Here is a 20,467-nt window from a genome sequence, read left to right on the forward strand (position 1 = left end):
GGCGCGTGTTTGGCGCGTTTGCCCCCCCGGCATGGCGTCTTTGGCCCTCGCGCCGGGCCGGTGCGCTGCCGACACTGGCGGCCAAAACACACCGGAGACACGCATGAACGACCGCCTTGCGGCCACGGCAGCCCCGCCAGCGCGCCACGCCGCCCTGTTCGAGCGCCAGCGGCGCGCCTTCCTTCAAGCGCCCTGCCCCAGCGCCGCCCAGCGCCGGGACGACCTGCGCCGCCTCAAGCGCGAACTGCTGCGGCACCAGGACGTGCTGGCCGAGGCCATGAGCCAGGACTTCGGCTACCGCGCACCGGCCGAATCCAAGATGCTCGACATCCTGGGCTCGACGCTGGAGATCAACCACGCCCTGCGCCACCTCGGGCGCTGGATGAAGCCGCGCAGGCGCTCGACCGAACTGCTGTTCCTGACCAACCGCCTGCGCGTGACCTACCAGCCCAAGGGCGTGGTCGGCGTGATCGTGCCCTGGAACTTTCCCATCTACCTGGCGCTGGGGCCGCTGGCCGCCGCGCTGGCCGCGGGCAACCGGGTGATGGTGAAGATGCCCGAGGCCACGCCCGCCACCAACGCCTGCCTGCGCCGCCTGCTGGCCGAGGCGTTCAGCGAGGACCAGGTGGCGGTGGTGGGCGAGGAACTGCTCGATCCGGGCGCCTTCACCGCCCTGCCCTTCGACCACATCGTGTTCACCGGCTCGCCCGCCGTGGGCCGCACCGTGATGCGCACCGCCGCCGAGCACCTGACGCCGGTGACGCTGGAGCTGGGCGGCAAGTCGCCCGCCGTGGTGCTGCCCGGCGCCGACGTCGCCGAGGCGGCCACGCGCATCGTCCACGGCAAGGCGGCCAACTGCGGGCAGATCTGCGTCGCGCCCGACTACGCGCTGGTGCCCCGCGCCAGCGTGGAGGCCTTCGCGCAACAGGCACAGGCCGCGTTCGCCCGCCTGTACGGCCCCCGCGTGCAGGGCCACCCCGACTACACCGCGCTGGTCAACGAGCGCCACCGCCAGCGCATCGCCGCGCTGCTGGACGACGCGCGCGCCCAGGGCGCCACGGTCATCGCCTGCGCCGAGGGCGGCACGGGCCGGCAGATGCCGCTGCACATCGTGACCGGCTTGACGCCGCGCATGCGCATCGCGCAGGAGGAAATCTTCGGCCCCATCCTGCCGGTGCTGGCCTACGACACGCTGGACGACGCCATCGCCATCATCCAGGGCGGCCCGCGCCCGCTGGCGCTGTACGCCTTCGGCCACGACGCGGCGGCGCGCCGGCGGCTGCTGGCGCACACGCACTCGGGCGGCGTCACGGTCAACGACTGGGGCTGGCACGTGCTGAACCACGACGCGCCCTTCGGCGGCGTGGGCAACTCGGGCATGGGCACCTACCACGGCGAGGAGGGCTTCCGCGAGCTTTCGCACGCGCGCACCGTGTTCCTGCGCCACCGCTTCTTTCCCATCGGCCTGTTCTACCCGCCCTTCGGCAACGCCGTGCAGCGCCTGGTGCTGCGGCTGTGGCTGGGCGCGGGCGACCCGGCGCTGCAAACCTCTCGAAAAGACACCCCATGAACGCCCTTGAAGAATTCGATTACGTCATCTCCGGCGCGGGCTCGGCGGGCTGCGCGCTGGCCGCGCGCCTGTCCGAAGACCCCGGCACCAGCGTCTGCCTGCTGGAAGCGGGCGGCCCCGACAAGAGCGTGCTGATCCACGCCCCGGCGGCGGTGGTGGCGATGCTGCCCACCAAGATCAACAACTACGGGTACGACACCGTGCCGCAGCCGGGCCTGAACGGGCGGCGCGGCTACCAGCCGCGCGGCAGGGTGCTGGGCGGCTCCAGCTCCATCAACGCCATGCTCTACGTGCGCGGCAACCGCTGGGACTACGACCACTGGGCCGCGCTGGGCAACCCCGGCTGGTCGTACGACGAGGTGCTGCCGCTGTTCAGGCGCAGCGAGCACAACGAGCAGTTCACCGACGCCTTCCACGGCCAGGGCGGCCCGCTGAACGTGACCTACCCGCGCCACGACAGCCCCGTCAACCAGATGTTCCAGGAGGCTGCGCAGATGCACGGCCTCACCGCCAACCCGGACTACAACGGCGCGGAGCAGGAGGGCTCCTTCCTCTACCAGGTGACGCAGCGCGACGGCGAGCGTTGCAGCGCCGCCAAGGCCTTTCTCACACCCCATCTGGCGCGGCCCAACCTGAAGGTGGTCACGCAGGCCGTGGCGGCGCGTGTGCTGCTCGACGGCCGGCGCGCCACGGGCATGGCCTACCACCAGGGCGGCCAGTTGCGGCAGGTGCGTGCGCGGCGCGAGACGGTACTGTGCAGCGGCGCGTTCGGCTCGCCGCAGTTGTTGCTGCTGTCGGGCATCGGCCCGCAGGAGGAACTGCAACGCCACGGCATCGCCGTGGCCCATGCGCTGCCGGGCGTGGGGCAGAACCTGCAAGACCACATCGACTATGTGCAGACCTGGCGCGTGCCCAGCAGCGCCGAGACTTTCGGCGTGTCGGCGCGCGGCGCGGCCCGCATGGCGGCGGCGGCGCTGGAATGGCGCAGCCAGCGCTCGGGCAGGGTCACCACGCCGTTCGCCACGGCGGGGGCCTTCGTGCGCTCCGCGCCCGATGTGCTGGTGCCCGATCTGCAACTGGTGTTCGTGCTCGCCATCGTGGACGACCACGCGCGCAAGCTGCACACGGGCCACGGCATCTCCTGCCACGTCGAGGTGCTGCGCCCCTTCAGCCGGGGCAGCGTGGGCCTGAACGGCACCGACCCACGCCAGGCACCGCGCATCGACCCGCAGTTCCTCAGCGACGAGCGCGACCTGGCGCTGCTGCTGCGGGGCGCGCAAATGCAGCAGCGCATCATCGAATCCAGCCCCTTCGACGGCATTCGCGGCCCGATGCTGTACCCCACGCGCCTCGACGACCCCGCCGGCATGGCCGCAGACATCCGCCGCCGCGCCGACACCCAGTACCACCCCGTGGGCACCTGCCGCATGGGCCCCGCCAGCGACCCGATGGCGGTGGTGGATGCGCAACTGCGCGTGCACGGCATCGCCGGCCTGCGCGTGGCCGACGCTTCCATCATGCCCACGCTGATCGGCGGCAACACCAACGCCCCCGCGATCATGATCGCCGAGAAGGCCGCCGACCTGATCCGCGCACACGCCCCGCTTTGAAACCACACACCAACCAGGAGACATCACCATGAGAATCCGCCACACCCTCGTTCTGGCCGCGCTGGGCGCGCTGCCGCTCGCCCACGCCCACGAACCGCAGCCCACCACGCCCGCCACCGCCCAGGCCAACCGCGCCGTCGCCGCCGCCTACGATCTGGCCCAGCCGCAGGACTTGGAGGACGCCTCGCGCGGCCTGGTAGCCACGCTGCCCGGCGGGGTGATCCGCGACGCCCAGGGCAATATTGCCTGGGACGGCGGGCAGTTCGCCTTCATCCGGGGGGCCGCGCCCGACAGCGTCAACCCCAGCCTGTGGCGCCAGGAACAGCTCAACAACCAGGCCGGCCTGTTCAAGGTGACCGATGGCATCTGGCAGATTCGCGGCTACGACCTCGCCAACATGACACTGGTGCAGGGCAAGACCGGCTGGATCGTGATCGACCCGCTGCTGACCGCCGAGACGGCGAAAGCCACGCTGGCCTTCGCCATGCAGCAACTGGGCCACAAGCCCGTGGTGGCCGTGATCTACACGCACAGCCACGTGGACCACTTCGGCGGCGTACGCGGCGTGGTGGATGAAGCCGACGTGCGCGCAGGCAAGGTGTCCATCATCGCGCCCGAAGGCTTCATGGAGCACGCCGTGGCCGAGAACGTGCTGGCCGGCAACGCCATGACGCGGCGCGCCCAATACCAGTTCGGCACCCCGCTGGCCTTTGGCGAGCGCGGCGCGGTCGGCTCGGGCCTGGGCAAAACCGTCTCCGTGGGCTCCATGGGCCTGATCCCGCCCACCGACACCGTGCGCCAGACCGGCGAGGAGCGCGTGGTGGACGGCGTGCGCATCCAGTTCCTGATGGCCAACGGCTCGGAAGCCCCGGCGGAATTCGCCTTCTACTTCCCCGACCTGAAGGCGCTGTGCCTGTCCGAGGTGGTCACGGCCAACATGCACAACATCTACACCATCCGCGGCGCGCAGATGCGCGATGCGCTGGGCTGGAGCAAGTACATCAACCGCATGATCGACGCCTTCCCGCAGGCGCAGGTGGCCTTCCGCAGCCACCACTGGCCGGTGTGGGGCGCGGACCGCATCCGCCAGCACCTGGCGCACCAGCGCGACGCCTACCGCTTCATCCACGACCAAGCCGTCGGCCTGCTCAACCAGGGGCGCAAGATGGACGACATCGCCAACGCCACCTTCTTCCCGCAGGGGCTGAAGAACGACTTCTCCACCCACGGCTACTACGGCACCCTCAGCCACAACCTGCGCGCCGTCTACAACTTCTACCTGGGCTACTACGACGCCAACCCCGCCACGCTGGACCCGCTGCCGGTGGCGGAATCGTCGCAGCGCTACGTGAAGGCCATGGGCGGCATCGACGCCGTGCTGAAGCAGGCGCGCACCGCCTTCGACGCGGGCGACTACCGCTGGGCCGCCGTGCTGGGCAACCACGCCGTGATGGCCGAGCCGGGCAACGAGGCCGCCCGCATGCAGCAGGCCGCCACGCTGGAGCAGATGGGCTACCAGGCCGAATCGGGCGTGTGGCGCAACGCCTACCTGACGGGCGCGCAGGAACTGCGCCAGGGCACCAAGCCCGTGCGCCTGAGCACCCAGGGGCCGGACATGGTGCGCGGCATGACGCTGGAGATGATCTTCGACTTTCTCGCCGTGCGGCTGGACCGCCAGAAGGTGGACGGCCTGACGCTGGCGACGCAGGTCAACTTCACCGATGCCAACGAAACCTACGCGCTGGAGCTGTCGAACGCGGTGCTCAACAACACCAAGGGCCGCCAGCTCTCCCACCCGGACGCCACGCTGTCGCTCACGCGCGCGGCCTTCTTCAAGATGCTGCTCGCCAAGGTGCCGCTGCCCAAGCTGATCGAGGCGGGCGAGGCCAAGGTCGAAGGCAACCCGAAGGCGCTGGGGGCCGTGCTGACGAACCTGATGGAGTTCAACCCCTTGTTCAACATCGTCACGCCGTGACGGGGTGCGCTACATAAAAAATAGCTGCTAGCGCTTTCCGTTCCTCGGTTTCAGATATTTTTCCATCTGAAACCGTGGATAGACAGGCGCAAGCAGCTCACTTTTTGATAGTCAGGCCGCCAGCCGCGCACGGTGGCGCGCCAGCTGCGTGCGCACCTGCGCGGGCGCGGTGCCGCCCAGGGTGTTGCGGGCGTTGAGCGAGCCGCGCAGGCTCAGCACCTCGTACACGTCCTTGTCGATGGCAGGGTGAAAGCCCTGGAGCACCGCCAGCGGCAGCTCCGACAAATCGCAGGCGTGCGACGTGGCGGCCTTCACCGCGTGCGCCACGATCTCGTGCGCATCGCGGAAGGGCAGGCCCTTCTTCACCAGGTAGTCGGCCAGGTCGGTGGCGGTGGCATAGCCCTTGAGCGCGGCCTGTTCCATGGCCTGGGCGTTCACGGTGATGCCGCCCTCTTTCTTGCCCGTGGCGGGGTTCAGCTGGCCGCCCACCATTTCGGCAAAGATGCGCAGCGTGTCTTTGAGCGTGTCCACCGTGTCGAACAGCGGCTCCTTGTCTTCCTGGTTGTCCTTGTTGTAGGCCAGGGGCTGGCCCTTCATCAGGGTGATCAGGCCCATCAGGTGGCCGACCACGCGGCCCGTCTTGCCGCGCGCGAGTTCAGGTACGTCGGGGTTTTTCTTCTGCGGCATGATCGACGAGCCCGTGGTGAAGCGGTCGGCAATCTTGATGAAGCCGAAGTTCTGGCTCATCCAGATGATGAGTTCTTCACTCAAGCGGCTTACGTGCACCATGCACAGGCTGGCGGCGGCGGTGAATTCGATGGCGAAGTCACGGTCGCTCACGGCGTCCAGGCTGTTCTGGCAGACGCCCTCCATGCCCAGCGTGCGCGCCACGCGTTCGCGGTCCAGCGGGTAGGTGGTGCCGGCCAGGGCCGCGCTGCCCAGGGGCAGCACGTTGGTGCGGCGGCGCACGTCGGCCATGCGCTCTGCATCGCGCTTGAACATTTCCACATAGGCCAGCATGTGGTGGCCAAAACTCACGGGCTGGGCCACCTGCAGGTGGGTGAAGCCGGGCAGGATCACGTCCACGTTCTGCTCGGCCACATCGACCAAAGAGATTTGCAGTTCTTTGAGCAGGTCGCCAATCAGGTCAATCTCGCCGCGCAGCCACAGGCGCACGTCGGTGGCCACCTGGTCGTTGCGGCTGCGGCCGGTGTGCAGGCGCTTGCCGGCGTCGCCCACCAGCTGGGTCAGGCGGGCTTCGATATTCAGGTGCACGTCTTCGAGGTCCAGCTTCCATTCAAACGCGCCGGATTCGATTTCCTGTGTGATCTGCGCCATGCCGCGCTGGATGGAAGCGTGGTCCTCCGCACTGATCACGCCTTGCGCGGCCAGCATCTCTGCGTGGGCCAGGCTGCCTGCAATGTCGGCCTGCCACAGGCGCTTGTCGAAGAACACGCTGGAGGTGTAGCGCTTGACCAGGTCGCTCATGGGCTCGGAAAACAGCGCCGACCAGGCCTGGGCCTTGGTGTCGAGCTGGTTGTGGGATGGCGCAGACGCGGCGTTGTTGGCTTGGCTGGAGGACATGGGAGGGCAATAATTGGATGGTTCAGACACCCGGACAGCCCGGATGCCAATGCAAAACACCGAAATTTTATCGACCCTGCCCCCCGAGCGCGGACAAACACCGTCTTCTGCGCAGGCGCAGCCATGGTCCAAGGGCTCCAAAGCCCCTGCCGGGCGGGCCCTAGTGTTCGATGCATGCCACCTGGGGGTGGTGCTGCGCGCGGTGCTGTTTGTGGAGACGGTGGTGGGCGTCGGGGCCATGTTTGGGGCCGATACGTTCTACCAATGGCTGGCCACGGCCGCTCTGCTCACGGGCGGTGCCTTGCCCGCCACGCTGGTCTGGCTGGGCACGGCCTGTAGCCTCAAGACCGTGCTGCAGCGCCTGAGCACCGCCCAGCAATATGCAGCGGGCGTGGTGCTGGGGGCGCTGGCGGGTGCCTATGCCTGCGCCATGCTCAAGCTGGCCAATGTGGCGCCCCCCTCGCCCCCATGGCTCGCCAGCGCCGCCTGCGGGGCCCTGCTGTCAGCCATGCTGGTCACTGCACTGGTGCTGCGCGCGCGCGGCCGCACCCCGGCGGCCACCACGGCACGCCTGACGGAACTGCAGTCGCGCATTCGCCCACATTTTTTGTTCAACACACTCAACAGCGCCATTGCGCTGGTGCGTGAAGAGCCTGCCAAGGCCGAGTCGCTGCTCGAAGACCTGTCGGACCTGTTCCGCGTGGCCCTCATCGAGCAGGGCGAATCCACAACGCTGGCGGAAGAGATCACACTGGCGCGGCGCTACCTGGGCATTGAGCAGGTGCGCTTTGGCAACCGCCTGCAAGTGCAGTGGAACCTGGACCCGCGCACCGACAGCGCGCGCCTGCCCCCGCTGCTGCTGCAGCCGCTGGTGGAAAACGCCGTCAAGCACGGTGTGGAGCCCAGCCCGCGCGGCGGCAAGCTGAAGGTGATGACCGAGCTGCGTGGCAGCCGCGTGGTGGTGCGCATCACCAACACCCTGCCGCCCTCGCACATCAAGAACGACGCCCCACGCGGCCATGGCATTGCGCTGGCCAATGTGCGTGCCCGGCTGGCACTGCTGCACGATGTGCAGGGCGAGTTCACGGCCGGGGTGCAAGACGGGCTCTACCAGGTGCGCATCACGCTGCCGGTGGAAGCCCCCATGCGCCGCGCACTGCAAGCCCAGCGGGCCGCCAAGGGGCGCCGCAAACCATCGACCACGCCACGCACAGCCTCACCTTCCACACCGCCGAAAGCGCCATGAACATCCTGATCGTTGACGACGAACCGCTGGCCCGCCAGCGCTTGCGCACCCTGCTGAGCGACTGCACCGACTGCCAGCGCACCACCGTGGCAGAAGCAGGCAACGCGGGCGAAGCGCTGGCGCTGCTGGGCCCCACCGGCGGGCGCGGCTTTGACGTGCTGCTGCTGGACATTCACATGCCCGGCCAGGACGGGCTGAGCCTCGCCCACGCCGTGCAGGCCCTGCCCCAACCGCCTGCCGTGGTGTTCGTCACCGCCTATGCCGACCATGCGGTGAGCGCGTTTGAGCTGGACGCCGTGGACTATCTCACCAAACCCGTGCGGCGCGAACGCCTGCAACAGGCGCTGGCCAAGGTGCAGCGCCTGCAACGCCCCAGCACGCCCGCCCCCATTTCCACCCTGCCGGAAGGCGAGACGCTGCTCATCCAGGACCGGGGGCGTACCGAGCGCATTGCGCTGCACGAGGTGCTGTATTTCAAGGCCGAGCAGAAGTACGTGACCGTGCGCACCGCCACCCGCAGCTTCATCATGGATGGTGCATTGAGCGACCTGGAGTCACGCTACGGCGAGCGCTTCCTGCGCATCCACCGCAACGCCCTGGTGGCACGCCGCGCGCTGCGGGCGCTGGAAAAGCACCACGACCCCGAAGAGGGCGAAGGCTGGGCTGTGCGCTTGCAGGGATCTACCGAAGTGCTGTCGGTCTCGCGCAGGCAGGTGGCTGCGGTGCGCGAAGAACTGGCGCGCTGACCACCCCGGTCAGATCAAGCGGTGGACCACTGGCACGGGGCATAATCGCGCGCCATGTCCAATCGTCGAACCCTCTTCCTCCTGCGCCTTTGGGTGCTGGCGTGGTTCGTCGCCTCCATCGGGGTGTCGGTGGCATCGCCGCTCATCCACCCACAGTCCATCGAAGTGATCTGCTCGGGCACCGGGGCCATCAAGTGGATGGTGCAGACCGACGACGGCGCGGTAGAGATGGGCTCTACCCACATGGACTGCCCCTTGTGCGCCCCCGCTACCGGCGCGCCTCCGGCCCCTGCGGCCTGGGCACCTCCCTCCCCTCACCCGCTGGCCCATGCCGTGCAGCCTGTGCAGGCGGCCCGCATTGCGGCCGCCACGGCTGCGCCGCTGCCTGCGCGCGGCCCACCGCACTCACTCTGACCCGTTCCTGATCCGCTCGCACCCGGTGCCTTCATGGCCTGGGGCTTGCGGTGCCTGTTCGTATGCGCGGCAGGGTGCGCCCGGCATTGTTTTGCCTGGCGCTGGCCTGCTGCTTTCAGAGTGATGTTTCATGCCATTCCCAGCTTTGGGCCGCACCGCGGCCGTGGGCGCCGCCGTGCGCCGTTCCGTCTTTTCATCTCTTGGCCTCCAACCGGGACTGCCACCATTCGCACTGCACACCCTGGTGGCCAGCGTGTCTGCTGCACTGGCATTCATGCCGCTGGGCACATCAGCCCAGGAGAAGGCAACCACCACACCCCAAGCCGCCACCCTGCCAGTGGTGGAGGTGACCGAGGGCTCTGCCACGCCCAACGGCAAGCTCACTCTGGATACACCCGCGGAAACCGGCAGCCGCCTGGGCCTGACAGCGCGCGAGACGCCCGCATCGGTCACCGTGGTGGACCGCGCCACCATCGAGGCACGCGGCGCCCAGGACACCCAGGAAATCTTGCGGGCCGTGCCCGGCGTGACCGCGCACGATGCGCCGGGCAGCGTGGGCGTGAGCTACCGTGGTTTTGGCAGCGGCTCGCTGGGCCAGTTGTTCAATGGCATCACGGTGCAGTACAGCATTGCGGCGCGCCCGGTGGATAGCTGGATCTACGACCGGGTGGAAGCCATTGGCGGACTGTCGAGCTTCCTGTTCGGCTCGGGCGCCGTGGGCGGGTCCATCAACTACATCACCAAAACGCCCGAGCGCACCGACTTCACCGAAGCGCAGGTGCGTGCTGGCTCGCACCGGCTGCGGGAATTGTCCATCGGCATCAACCGCAGCCTGGGCTCTGCGGCCACAGCCTCGGGCGGTGGCACCGCACACTACGCACGGCTGGACCTGAACCACCGTGACGGCGGCAGCTGGACGGAAGGCACCGAGCGCCGCGCCACGCAGCTGGCGGCATCGCTGCTGTCTGACCTGGGCGGCGGCTGGAGCCACCTGCTGGCCTACGAATACCAAAACGAAAACGTGCACCGCCCTTACTGGGGCACTCCCGTGCTGCAACCGGCTGTAGGGGAACTACGCATTGACCCAGGCACCCGCGACAAGAACTACAACAGCGCAGACGGGCTGTACGCACAGCGCGTGCAGTGGCTGCGCTCTGTGGCGCAATGGAGGGTGTCAGACGCGCTGCAGCTGCGCAACACCCTGTACGCCTACGATGCGCTGCGCGACTACCGCAACGTCGAAACCTACGCCTTCAACGCCACCAACACGGCAGTGGCGCGCTCGGGCGTGCAGCTGCAACGGCATGACCACGAGGTGATTGGCAACCGCCTGGAAGCCAACTACCAAGGCACCCTGGCCGGGCGGCGCAGCGACTGGTCTGCCGGGCTGGACTTCAGCGTGAACCGGCAAACACGCTTCCCCAACAGCCTGTCCACCACCGTGAGCACGGTGGACCCCTACAACTTCACCACCGAGTATTTCTTCAACATCCCGGGCATGAAGCCAGGCTTTCAGCCTGACCGCGACAACAAGGTCACGACCACCGCCGTGTACCTGGAAAACCGCACCGCCCTGGCACCCGCACTGCAGCTGATAACCGCGCTGCGGCACGAACGCATTGCGCTGGACCTCACCAATCGCCGCGCCATCACGGCCACCAGCCCCGCCCACATGGCCCGCAGCTACGAGCCCACCACCGGACGCATGGGCCTGGTGTGGGATGTGACGCCTGGCATGAACCTGTACGCGCAGTACGCCACCGCGGCCGATCCGCCAGCAGGTGTTCTGAGCACCGCCACCTTTGCCAACGTGCGCGACAACACCGAGCTGACCACAGGCCGCTCGTATGAAGTGGGCAGCAAGCTGGACTTCTGGGGCGGCAAAGGCACGGCCACCGTGGCGGCCTTCCACATCACGCGCAAAAACATCGCCACCCAAGACCCCAACAACAGCAGCCAGACACTGCTGGTGGGCGCGCAATCGTCCAAAGGGGTGGAACTGGCCGCAGGGCTGCGCCCCCATGCACGCTGGCAACTGCAAGGCAACGTGGTGCGAACACAGGCGCGTTATGAGAACTTTGTACAAGGCGGCGTTTCGCTGGCTGGCAAGACACCGACCAACACACCGCAGACAGTGGCCAACCTGTGGGTGAGCTATGCCCTGACACCGACATGGACGGCCAGCGCGGGCGTGCGCCATGTGGGCAAGGTGTATGCCAATGCTGCCAACATGCAACACTGGCCCGCCTACACGCTGCTGGACCTCGCCGTAGCCTGGAAGCTGCGGCCTGCCACCACACTGACGGCCCGCCTGCGCAACGCCACAGACCGGATCTACGCCGCCAATGCGGGCAGCGGCCAGGTCTACCTGGGCGCCCCACGCACGCTGGACGTGACACTCCACACCGCGTTTTAAAAGGCAGAGCACCCCATGCGGCACGCCAAACGCTGGCTTTACCTGGTTCACCGTTGGCTGGGGGTGCTGCTGTGCAGCGTCTTCGCCCTCTGGTTCATCTCTGGCATCGTCATGATGTACGTGGGCTACCCCAAGCTCACACCGGCCGAGCGGCTGGAGCACCTGCCTCCGCTGCGCGGGGTGCCCGTTGCACTGGAGCCTGCCCAGACCCTGCAAGCGGCAGGCTTGCAGGGCCCGCTGCAAGAGCTGCGGCTGGCGCTGGCCAGTGGTGGCCGCCCCGTGTATGTGGCCACCCCGGCCACCGACCTGGAGCCCGGCAGCAGGGCCGCAAGGCGATCCAAGCCAGCGCCAGTGGTCATCGATGCCACCACGGGCGAGCTGATCCGCAACGTATCAGCCGCCCACGCGCTGGCATCGGCCCAAACCTTCGCCTCGTCGCGTGACAGCGCCTTGGCAGCAGACGCCTACCCCCAGCACCTGGGCATGGTGAGCGAAGACGCGTTCACCCATTCCAGGGCGCTGGACATGCACCGACCCTTGCACACCGTGGCCCTGGGTGATGCAGAGGACACCGTGGTGTATGTCTCCAGCGCCACGGGCGAGGTGGTGCGCGACGCCACCCGCACGGAACGCCTGTGGAACTACGCAGGCGCATGGATCCACTGGCTCTACCCTTTCCGGGGCAATGTGTTCGACCGGTACTGGACGGACATCGTGAACTGGCTGTCCATCGCCGGCATCGTGCTGGCGCTCACGGGCACCGTGGTGGGCGTGCTGCGCTGGCGCTTCACGGGGGCACGCTACAAAAGCGGTTCACGCTCGCCCTACCCCAGCGGCATGATGAAGTGGCACCACACCACGGGACTGCTGTTCGCAGCGGTCACCACCACCTGGGTGTTCAGCGGGCTGATGTCGATGAACCCCTGGAAGCTGTTTGACAGCGGTGCACCGCCCCTGCGCACCGCTGCCATGCACGGCGGCCCCCTGCAACTGGCCAGTGGCCCTCCCCTGGCCAGCGTGCAGGCCTTGCTGGCACAGGCTACGCCCAACGTGCGCGAGCTGCGCTGGGTGCGCGCGGCGGGCCACACCGTGGTGCAGGCCTGGAGCCCCAGCGGCGTGGCCACGCTGCTGGACGCAACCACCGCCGCGCACCATGCCATCGCCCCGCGGGAGCTGACCGCCGCAGCCGCACGCCTGGTGGACGCGCCCGTACAGGAAGTGCAAACGCTGAACGCGTACGACCTGCACTATTACGACCGGGCCCCGCACACCATGGGCGGTGGCGCCGACAAGCCCCTGCCCGTGTGGCGGGTGGTGTTTGCCGACCCGCATGCCACCTGGGTGCACATCGACCCACGCACGGGCACCGTGCTGGGCCGCACCGACACCCACCGCCGCACCAGCCGCTGGCTGTTTTCCATGCTGCACAGTTGGGACTGGCTGCCCCTGCTGGAGCGCCGCCCGCTGTGGGACGTGGTGCTGATCGTGCTGAGCGTGGGTGGCACGGCCCTGAGCGTGACAGGTGTGGTGGTGGGCTGGCGGCGCTTGCGGGTCAAGGCACGGTCAGGTGCGGGCCTGGCACGGTCGCGAACCGCACGGCCAGCTGAGGCGAGCGCCCCTACCGGCAAGGCCAGCCCGCAAGCTGGCAATGTTTGACGGCTCCGAGTGCATGAGCAGGCTGCGAGGCGGCAACGACGCCGCACCGCAGGTTCACACGGTTTTGCATTCCATCAGATAAGCGGGCCGCAAGCCACAGAAAGTGCTGTAGCTCGGCAAGGCGAACCGACGACGTGATTCATTGGAAGGCACAGCCGTCTCAGTGGCGGCTGCGCAAGGTGCGGCTGAGCAGAATCACCGGCACCAGGCCCACCGCCACCAGCGCCAGCGATGGCAAGGCGGCTTCGCCCAGGCGCTCGTCGCGGGCCAGCTGGTAGGCCACCACGGCCAGGGTGTCGCTGTTGAAGGGGCGCAGCACCATGGTGGCGGGCAGCTCCTTCATCACGTCCACAAACACCAGCAGCGCGGCGGCAGCGGTAGAGCGACGCAGCAGCGGCCAATGCACCCGCGCCATCAGCCCCAGGCTTCCCATGCCCAGCATGCGGGCGGAATCGTCCAGGCTGGCTGGAATGCGCGCATAGCCGCTTTGCACCGACTGCAGGGCCACCGCACAAAAGCGCACCAGGTACGCCCACACAATGCCCACTGCCGTGGCCGTCACCAGCGCGCCAATGCCCCACTGCGGCACGGCGGCCTGCAGCCAGCCCACGGGCAGCAGCAGCCCCACCACAATCACAGCCCCCGGCACCGCATAGCCCAGGCTGGCCAGTTGCACCACGCCGCGCGTCACGCCATCGGGGCGGCGGCGCACCGCAAAGGCCAGCGTCAACGCCACGGCCACAGCCAGGGCAGAAGTGATGCCGCCCAGTCGCACGCTGTGCCAGGCCCATTCCACAAAACGGCCCCAGGGCAGCACCGACCAGTCGGCCGCCAGCGGCCGCAGCATGAAGGCAATCGGTGCCACAAAACCCATCAGCACCGGCAGGCCGCACACCAGCCACGCCGCCACGCGCAAGCCACCGCGCAGCACCAGCGGTTGCGCCTCTGACGAGCCCGCACGCCCCACCCCACCGGCGGCAAAGCGCATGCGCTTTTGGGCGCGGTGCTCCAGGTGCAACAGGGCCAGCACCACCACCAGCAGCATGGTGGCCAGCTGGGCCGCCGCCAGGCGGTTGTCCATGGACAGCCAGGCTTTGTAGATGCCGGTGGTGAAGGTCTGGATGCCAAAGTAGCTGGCCACGCCGAAATCGGCCAGGGTCTCCATCAGCACCAACGCCACGCCTGCGGCCACGGCCGGGCGGGCCAGCGGCAAGGCCACCGCCCGGATGCGGCGCGGCAGCGGGGCACCCAGCAGCCGCGCTGCCTCCATGAGCTGCGCCGCACGCTCACCCAAAGCTGTGCGGGCCAGCAGGTACACATAGGGGTAGAGCGAGAAGATGAACACCCACACCGCACCACCCAGGCTGCGCACTTCAGGCAGCAGGCGGCCTTCCAGGCCAAACATGTTGCGCAAGCCCACCTGCAACGGGCCGCTGAACTGCAAAAAGTCGGTGTACGCATAGGCCGTGACATACGCGGGCATGGCCAGCGGCAGCAGCAGCAGCCATTCAAACGTGCGCCGCCCCGGAAAATCAAACAGCGTGACCGCCGCCGCCGCAGCGGTGCCCACCAGGGCCGCGCCCAAGGCCACCATCACACTCAGCCACAGGGTGGTGCCCACATAGCCCGGCAGCACCGTAGCCGCCATCTCGCGCAAGATGCTGCCCGCCTGGGCGTCGCCCTGCCCCCAAGGGAGCCAGGACGCCAGCACCGCCAATACCGGCAAGGCAAGCACGCCCGCCAACAAAATCAGGGCCAGGGAACGGAGAGCGAAGGGGCTGCGGCGCAAGACGGGCAATCTATGGAGGCGGATGGAACACAGCGCCAGGGGGCCACCCGCCAGGGCGGCACGGCCCTTGCGCGCCGTGGCGGCTGGGATGCAAATGCGAATTTTAAGCATTCGCCACCTAGAATGGCGGGATGTTCCTAGAGGTCTCCCAACTCGATGTGCGCTACGCGGGCCGCGCACAAGCCGCCGTTCAAGGTGTTTCGCTGGGCTTGCATGCGGGCGACATCGGCGTGCTCATCGGCCCTTCTGGCTGCGGCAAGACCACTTTGCTGCGTGCCGTAGCGGGGCTGGAGCCTGTTTCCAGCGGTGAAATCCGCCTGACCAAAAGCGTGGTGAGCAGTGCCACGCTGAGCGTGCCGCCGGAGCAGCGCCGCATTGGCATGGTGTTTCAGGACTACGCGCTGTTCCCGCACCTGTCGGTGGGGCGCAATGTGGCCTTCGGCATCCACCAGCTGCCGCGCGCCGAACAAGCTGCCCGCGTGGCCGAGGTGCTGCAACTGGTGGGCCTGGAAGGCAGCGAGAACCGCTACCCCCACGAACTCTCGGGCGGCCAGCAGCAGCGCGTGGCCCTGGCGCGTGCCCTGGCGCCACGCCCGCAGCTCATGCTGCTGGACGAGCCCTTTTCCAACCTGGACGTGGACCTGCGCGAACGGCTGGCGCACGAGGTGCGCGGCATTCTGAAAGCCGCAGGGGCCACCGCCCTGTTCGTGACGCACGACCAGTTCGAGGCCTTTGCCATTGGCGATGTGATCGGCGTGATGCACGAAGGCCATCTGCACCAATGGGACGACGCCTACACCCTGTACCACCGCCCCGCCACCCGTTTCGTGGCCGACTTCATCGGCCATGGCGTGTTTGCCCCGGCCACGCTGGTGCAGCGTGGCACCAACGTGGTGGCCCAAACCCCCTTGGGCGACCTGACCGACCTGGCCGAATGCCCCTTGCCCAGCAGCTACCCTGGCGGTGAATGCGATGTGCTGCTGCGCGCCGACGACATCGTGCACGACGACCATGCACCGGTGCAGGCGCAGATCGTGCGCAAGGCGTTTCGCGGGTCAGAATTTCTGTACACCCTGCGGCTGCGCAGCGGCCTGCAGGTCATGGCCCACGTGCCCAGCCACCACGACCATGCGGTGGGCGAGTGGATTGGCATTCGCGCCCAGGTGGACCATGTGGTGACCTTTGCGCGAGGTGCATGAGGCCACCGGACAATTTTCGTCAAATCAGCCTCTAGCGCCCGCTGAAAAAGCGGCGGCAGCTATATTTTTCATAGCAATTTGACAGGATTGCAGCCGGTGGCGATGGTCCACCCGCAATTGCAAACAAATTGTCACACTTTGCAGGCCCAATGGCGTCGGGTGATATTGCCCAATGCCACCGCCTGCGCGCAGGTGCCGGTGCAGCCCCGCCAGTGAGGGGCCCGGCGAACGCAGGTGGGTTCCACCGACTTGCCATGATCGCTACCGCTCCTGCACCCCGCGCCACCAACATCCTCGGTCGCCGCCTGCTGGCCACTTTTGTGACCGTACTTTTGCTCACGCTGGCTGGTTCTGCCATTGGCGTATGGTCCTTGCGTAGCGTGGACGCAGCCACCCGCCAGGCCATTGAAAACAACGTGGCCACCGAACGCCTGGTGGCCGATGCGTACCGCCTGCAAGCCATCAATGCCGAACGTTACAAGGCCATGGCCTTGAGTTCCGAGCCCGAAGTGGGCGAGATTCTGTCGGCCGACATTGAGCGCACCCAAACCCACTACCGCGAGCTGATGGACCAGCTGGCCACGCGCCTGCAAACGCCTGCGGAGCAAGCCCTGCTCACCGGCACACACGACAAGGCGCAAGACTTTCAGGCCGCCGTCAAAGAACTGGTAGCGGCCCGGGACTTTGGCCTGACCGAGCGCATCCGCAAGGTGTTCGCTGAGCGCTTTGAGCCCAGTGCCGCCGCCCTGCTCGGGTCGTTGCAGCAGCTGGCGCAATCGCAGCGCGATGCGATTGACGCAGCGGGCGCCCAGATTGCACAAAGCAGCCAACGCGCCCAGGTGGCGCTGACCCTGTTTTGCGCCACAGCCCTGCTGCTGGGCAGCGTGCTGACCTGGTGGCTGGTGCGCAGCATTTCGCGCCCCATCGGCACGGCCAACGCCACGGCCCAGCGCGTGTCCAGCCTGGACCTGCGCGAGAACATCGAAGGGCACAACCGGGATGAGGCAGGCCAGTTGCTGCTGTCCCTGAACACCATGCAGGAAGCCCTGCGCACCTTGGTGATGCAAGTGCGCCAGTCCGCCCAGAGCGTGCGCCTGGCAGCCCACGAGATTGCGCAGGGCAATGCCGACCTGTCCGAGCGCACGGAAGGCACGGCGTCCAGCCTGCAGCAAACGGCCGCTGCGCTGGAGCAGGTAACGCAACGCCTGCACCAATCCACCGAAACGGCAGCCCGCGCCGAGCACATGGCCAGCCAGGCATCGGCCGTGGCCACCGAGGGCGGCAACGCGATGGCCCAGGTGGTGCACACCATGCAGAACATCCAGCAGTCGTCCCGCAAGGTGGAGGAAGTGACCGGGGTGATCGACAGCATTGCTTTCCAGACCAACATCCTGGCGCTGAACGCCGCTGTGGAAGCCGCCCGCGCGGGCGAGCAAGGCCGGGGTTTTGCCGTGGTGGCGGCCGAAGTGCGCCAGCTGGCCATGCGCGCGGGCGAAGCCGCCCGCGAGATCAAGGGGCTGATCGCGACCTCGGCCCAGAACGTGGAGACCGGGACCGCCCTGGTCAATGGCGCGGGCCACACCATGGGCCAGATCGTGGACTCGATCCGCAACGTCGCCAGCATGATCAGCGACATCAGCACCACCACGCTCTCGCAGACCCGCGACATCAACGACATCAACACGGCCGTGGCGCGCCTGGACCAGATGACGCAGCAAAATTCGGCCCTGGTGGAAGAGTCTGCCGCCGCCTCAGAGGGCCTGCGCCACCAGGCCAACGAGCTCACGCACCTGATCAGCCAGTTTGTGTTGCCCCCACAGCACGAGGCGCTGCCGGTGCCGGGCCCTGTCCGCATGCCAGCACTGCCAAGCGCCTGAAGAGCTGAGGCGGTGAGCCAGGAGCTATCGCCGCGCCTGATTTGCCAAGCCCACCACGGCGGAGCAGCAGCAGCGGCGTTGCTCAGCCCTGCTGCTGGCGCAATTGGTCCACCACAGCCTGCAGGTGGATGGCCCATTCGCGGCGGTCACGGCCCTGGGAGGTTTCGGGCTCTCCGTACGTCACCACCGCCTCAATGGCCGGGGCGCTCAGCGTACGCCAGATAGAGCCCAGCAGGGTCTCGTCACCGATGTAGCTGGGCGCAAAGCTGGTGGCACCAGTGGCCTTGTCAACAAACCGCAGCCCCACGGGTACGACCGGCGCATCGGCCGCCACAGCGGCTTGCAGTAGGTTGGCATGGAAGGGCAACATGGCTCGGCCATCGCCCGTGGTGCCCTCCGGAAACACCGCCAGCACCTCGTTGCGCTGCAGGGCTTCTTGCATGGTGCGCACCATGCGCATGGCGTCGCGGCGCGAGGTGCGTTCGATGTACAGCGTGCCGCCAGCAGTGGCCAGCGTGCCAATCAAGGGCCAGCCCTGCACGTCTGACTTTGAGATGAAGCAGCAATGCCGCGCCGCGTGCATCACCGGAATATCGAGCCACGAAATGTGGTTGGCCACCAGCATGACCGGGCCACGCACCGGCGGCGTGCCCTGCACCCGCAACGAGATACCGGCACACGCGAGCAACTGCTGCGACCACGCCTGCACGCGGATGTATTGCTGCTCTTGCGACATGCGCGGAAAACGCAGCGTGACCACCCACAGGCCATGCAGCACATGGCCCAGCAGGCGCGCACAGCGCCACAGCGCGCGTGGCAACTTCACAAGAACCCCGGCGCGTCGCGCAGCGCAACGCAAGAGCCTTGCTCGGGCGGCCTGGAACCCTTCAAGCGCATTCAGGCCCGCTCAAACGCCACATGCCCACCCACCAGGGTGGCCCGCACGCAGCCGGGCAGTTCGTAGCCCGAAAACGGTGTGTGCTTGCCCTGGCTGCGCAGGGCGTCGGCCTGCACCGTCCAGGCGGCCTGGGGGTCGAACACGCACAGGTCGGCCACGCCGCCTTCGACCAACTGGCCCACGCTGGCTTGCAGCGTACCCAGGGCCGTGCCCAGCACGCGCGCGGGTTCAGCAGTGATGGCGGCCAGGGCGCGCTGCAGCGGCACGCCTTGGTCTTGCGACCACTTGAGCGCCAGCGACAGCAGCAGCTCCAGCCCGGTGGCGCCGGGCTCGGCTTCTGCAAAGGGCAGGGTCTTGGCGTCTTCGTCCACCGGGTTGTGGTCTGACACCAGTACGTCGATGGTGCCATCGGCCAGCGCGGCGCTGAGCGCATCGCGGTCGCGCTGCTGGCGCAGCGGGGGCGACAGGCGGGCGCGGCTGTCGAAGAAGCCGATGTCCACGTCGGTGAGGTGCAGCGAGTTGATGCTCACGTCGGCCGTGACCTTGAGGCCATCGGCCTTGGCGCGGCGCACCAGCTCGACACCCGCAGCGCTGCTGATACGGCACAGGTGCACGCGGGTGCCCGTGGTTTTGAGCAGTTCAAAAATGGTGTGCAGCGCAATGGTTTCGGCCGCCACGGGCACGCCCGACAGGCCCAGGCGCGTGGCCAGCGGGCCGCTGGCGGCCACGCCCTTGCCCAGGTGCATCTCTTGCGGGCGCAACCACACGGTGTAGCCATAGGTGGCGGCGTACTGCAGGGCGCGCTGCAGCACCTGGGTGCTGGCCAGCGGCACCTCGGCCTGGCCAAAGCCCACGCAGCCGGACTCGGTCAGCTCGGCCATCTCGGTCAGCACCTCGCCGGCCAAACCGCGGGTCAAAGCGCCCAGCGGAAACAGGCGCGACTGGTGCAGCTTCTCGGCGCGGAACTTGAGCATCTCCACGAGACCCGGCTCGTCAAGCACGGGGTCGGTATCGGGCGGGCAGACCAGGCTGGTCACGCCACCGGCCACGGCGGCGGCCATTTCGGATTCGAGCATGCCTTCGTGCTCGTGGCCGGGCTCACGCAGGCGCGCCGCCAAGTCCACCAGGCCGGGCAAGACGATGCAGCCCGAGGCATCAATGGTGCGAGTGGGGGCAAAGTCTGCCGGGGCGCGCCCCAGGCCCACAATGCGCCCGGCCGCCACGGCCACGTCGCATATCTGGTCAAGGCCCGAAGCGGGGTCGATCACACGGCCGTTCTGGATCAGGATTTTCATGATTTCAAGCCAAATTGGCCACTAACGCTTACCGGATAAGCGCAAGCAGCTATTAAATACATAGCATCTACATCGCTCAACATTGTGCCCGCCTATTTGCACCACAGCCGACCAAATGCCAGTGCCACCGTGGAACCGGCTTCGCCGGGCCAGGGGTGGCGTCCCCCTTGGGGGATGACGCGAAGCGGCACA

Annotated in this window: 14 protein-coding genes; 10 read left to right on the forward strand and 4 right to left on the reverse strand. The window is 67.9% G+C overall.

Features of this window, described 5'->3' with window-relative positions; translation table 11 throughout:
* The first annotated feature begins 103 nt into the window (after positions 1-103).
* Genes PQV96_RS16135 through PQV96_RS16145 form a run of 3 tightly spaced genes read left to right on the forward strand, consistent with a single transcriptional unit; the run spans position 104 to position 5,155 of the window.
* Positions 104-1,570 carry a coniferyl aldehyde dehydrogenase gene (locus PQV96_RS16135; RefSeq protein ID WP_273623558.1) on the forward strand — a complete coding sequence of 489 codons (1,467 nt, stop codon included), beginning with the start codon at positions 104-106 and terminating at the stop codon, positions 1,568-1,570.
* The gene (locus PQV96_RS16140; RefSeq protein ID WP_273623559.1) at positions 1,567-3,180 is read left to right on the forward strand and encodes a GMC family oxidoreductase; all 1,614 of its coding nucleotides are present in this window, start codon (positions 1,567-1,569) and stop codon (positions 3,178-3,180) included. Before PQV96_RS16135 ends, PQV96_RS16140 begins: the two co-directional genes overlap by 4 nt.
* A gap of 28 nt (positions 3,181-3,208) precedes the next feature.
* On the forward strand, positions 3,209-5,155 hold the full coding sequence (locus tag PQV96_RS16145; RefSeq protein WP_273623560.1) for an alkyl/aryl-sulfatase: 1,947 nt from the start codon (positions 3,209-3,211) through the stop codon (positions 5,153-5,155).
* A gap of 111 nt (positions 5,156-5,266) precedes the next feature.
* On the opposite strand, the gene argH is transcribed toward PQV96_RS16145, so the two are convergent.
* Positions 5,267-6,739 (reverse strand): argininosuccinate lyase, encoded by a 1,473-nt coding sequence (argH, locus tag PQV96_RS16150; protein WP_273623561.1) that lies wholly within the window; start codon positions 6,737-6,739, stop codon positions 5,267-5,269.
* Positions 6,740-6,788: 49 nt separating this feature from the next.
* Here argH and PQV96_RS16155 point away from each other — a divergent pair, with 49 nt between their 5' ends.
* The 5 genes from PQV96_RS16155 to PQV96_RS16175 all read left to right on the forward strand — a co-directional run bounded on the left by PQV96_RS16155 (position 6,789) and on the right by PQV96_RS16175 (position 13,217).
* Positions 6,789-7,985, forward strand: coding sequence for a sensor histidine kinase (locus PQV96_RS16155; protein WP_273625270.1), 1,197 nt, complete (start codon positions 6,789-6,791; stop codon positions 7,983-7,985).
* A complete protein-coding gene (locus PQV96_RS16160; protein ID WP_207374068.1) occupies positions 7,982-8,731 on the forward strand; it encodes a LytR/AlgR family response regulator transcription factor in 750 nt (249 codons plus the stop codon). Before PQV96_RS16155 ends, PQV96_RS16160 begins: the two co-directional genes overlap by 4 nt.
* A 54-nt stretch (positions 8,732-8,785) precedes the next feature.
* The gene (locus PQV96_RS16165) at positions 8,786-9,145 is read left to right on the forward strand and encodes a DUF2946 family protein (protein WP_207374067.1); all 360 of its coding nucleotides are present in this window, start codon (positions 8,786-8,788) and stop codon (positions 9,143-9,145) included.
* A 274-nt stretch (positions 9,146-9,419) separates the two neighbouring features.
* Positions 9,420-11,561 (forward strand): TonB-dependent receptor, encoded by a 2,142-nt coding sequence (locus tag PQV96_RS16170; protein ID WP_273625271.1) that lies wholly within the window; start codon positions 9,420-9,422, stop codon positions 11,559-11,561.
* Positions 11,562-11,576: 15 nt separating this feature from the next.
* Positions 11,577-13,217, forward strand: a complete 1,641-nt coding sequence (locus tag PQV96_RS16175; protein WP_273623562.1) for a PepSY-associated TM helix domain-containing protein — start codon at positions 11,577-11,579, stop codon at positions 13,215-13,217.
* Between the two features lie 160 nt (positions 13,218-13,377).
* On the opposite strand, the gene PQV96_RS16180 is transcribed toward PQV96_RS16175, so the two are convergent.
* A complete protein-coding gene (locus PQV96_RS16180; protein ID WP_066788787.1) occupies positions 13,378-15,006 on the reverse strand; it encodes an ABC transporter permease in 1,629 nt (542 codons plus the stop codon).
* A 131-nt stretch (positions 15,007-15,137) separates the two neighbouring features.
* Between PQV96_RS16180 and PQV96_RS16185 the strand changes: the two genes are divergently transcribed.
* Both PQV96_RS16185 and PQV96_RS16190 read left to right on the forward strand, forming a co-directional pair.
* The gene (locus PQV96_RS16185) at positions 15,138-16,205 is read left to right on the forward strand and encodes an ABC transporter ATP-binding protein (RefSeq protein ID WP_273623563.1); all 1,068 of its coding nucleotides are present in this window, start codon (positions 15,138-15,140) and stop codon (positions 16,203-16,205) included.
* A 254-nt stretch (positions 16,206-16,459) separates the two neighbouring features.
* A complete protein-coding gene (locus PQV96_RS16190) occupies positions 16,460-18,082 on the forward strand; it encodes a methyl-accepting chemotaxis protein (protein WP_273623564.1) in 1,623 nt (540 codons plus the stop codon).
* Positions 18,083-18,164: 82 nt separating this feature from the next.
* On the opposite strand, the gene PQV96_RS16195 is transcribed toward PQV96_RS16190, so the two are convergent.
* Together PQV96_RS16195 and PQV96_RS16200 are read right to left on the reverse strand one after the other, a co-directional pair.
* Entirely contained in the window at positions 18,165-18,908 is a 744-nt protein-coding gene (locus PQV96_RS16195) for a lysophospholipid acyltransferase family protein (RefSeq protein WP_066788778.1), read from the reverse strand.
* Between the two features lie 71 nt (positions 18,909-18,979).
* Positions 18,980-20,275 carry a dihydroorotase gene (locus PQV96_RS16200; protein WP_044398804.1) on the reverse strand — a complete coding sequence of 432 codons (1,296 nt, stop codon included), beginning with the start codon at positions 20,273-20,275 and terminating at the stop codon, positions 18,980-18,982.
* Positions 20,276-20,467 lie beyond the last annotated feature (192 nt).

Origin of the sequence: Acidovorax temperans, from assembly GCF_028596105.1 — a bacterium.
GTDB classification, from domain to species: domain Bacteria; phylum Pseudomonadota; class Gammaproteobacteria; order Burkholderiales; family Burkholderiaceae_C; genus Acidovorax; species Acidovorax temperans.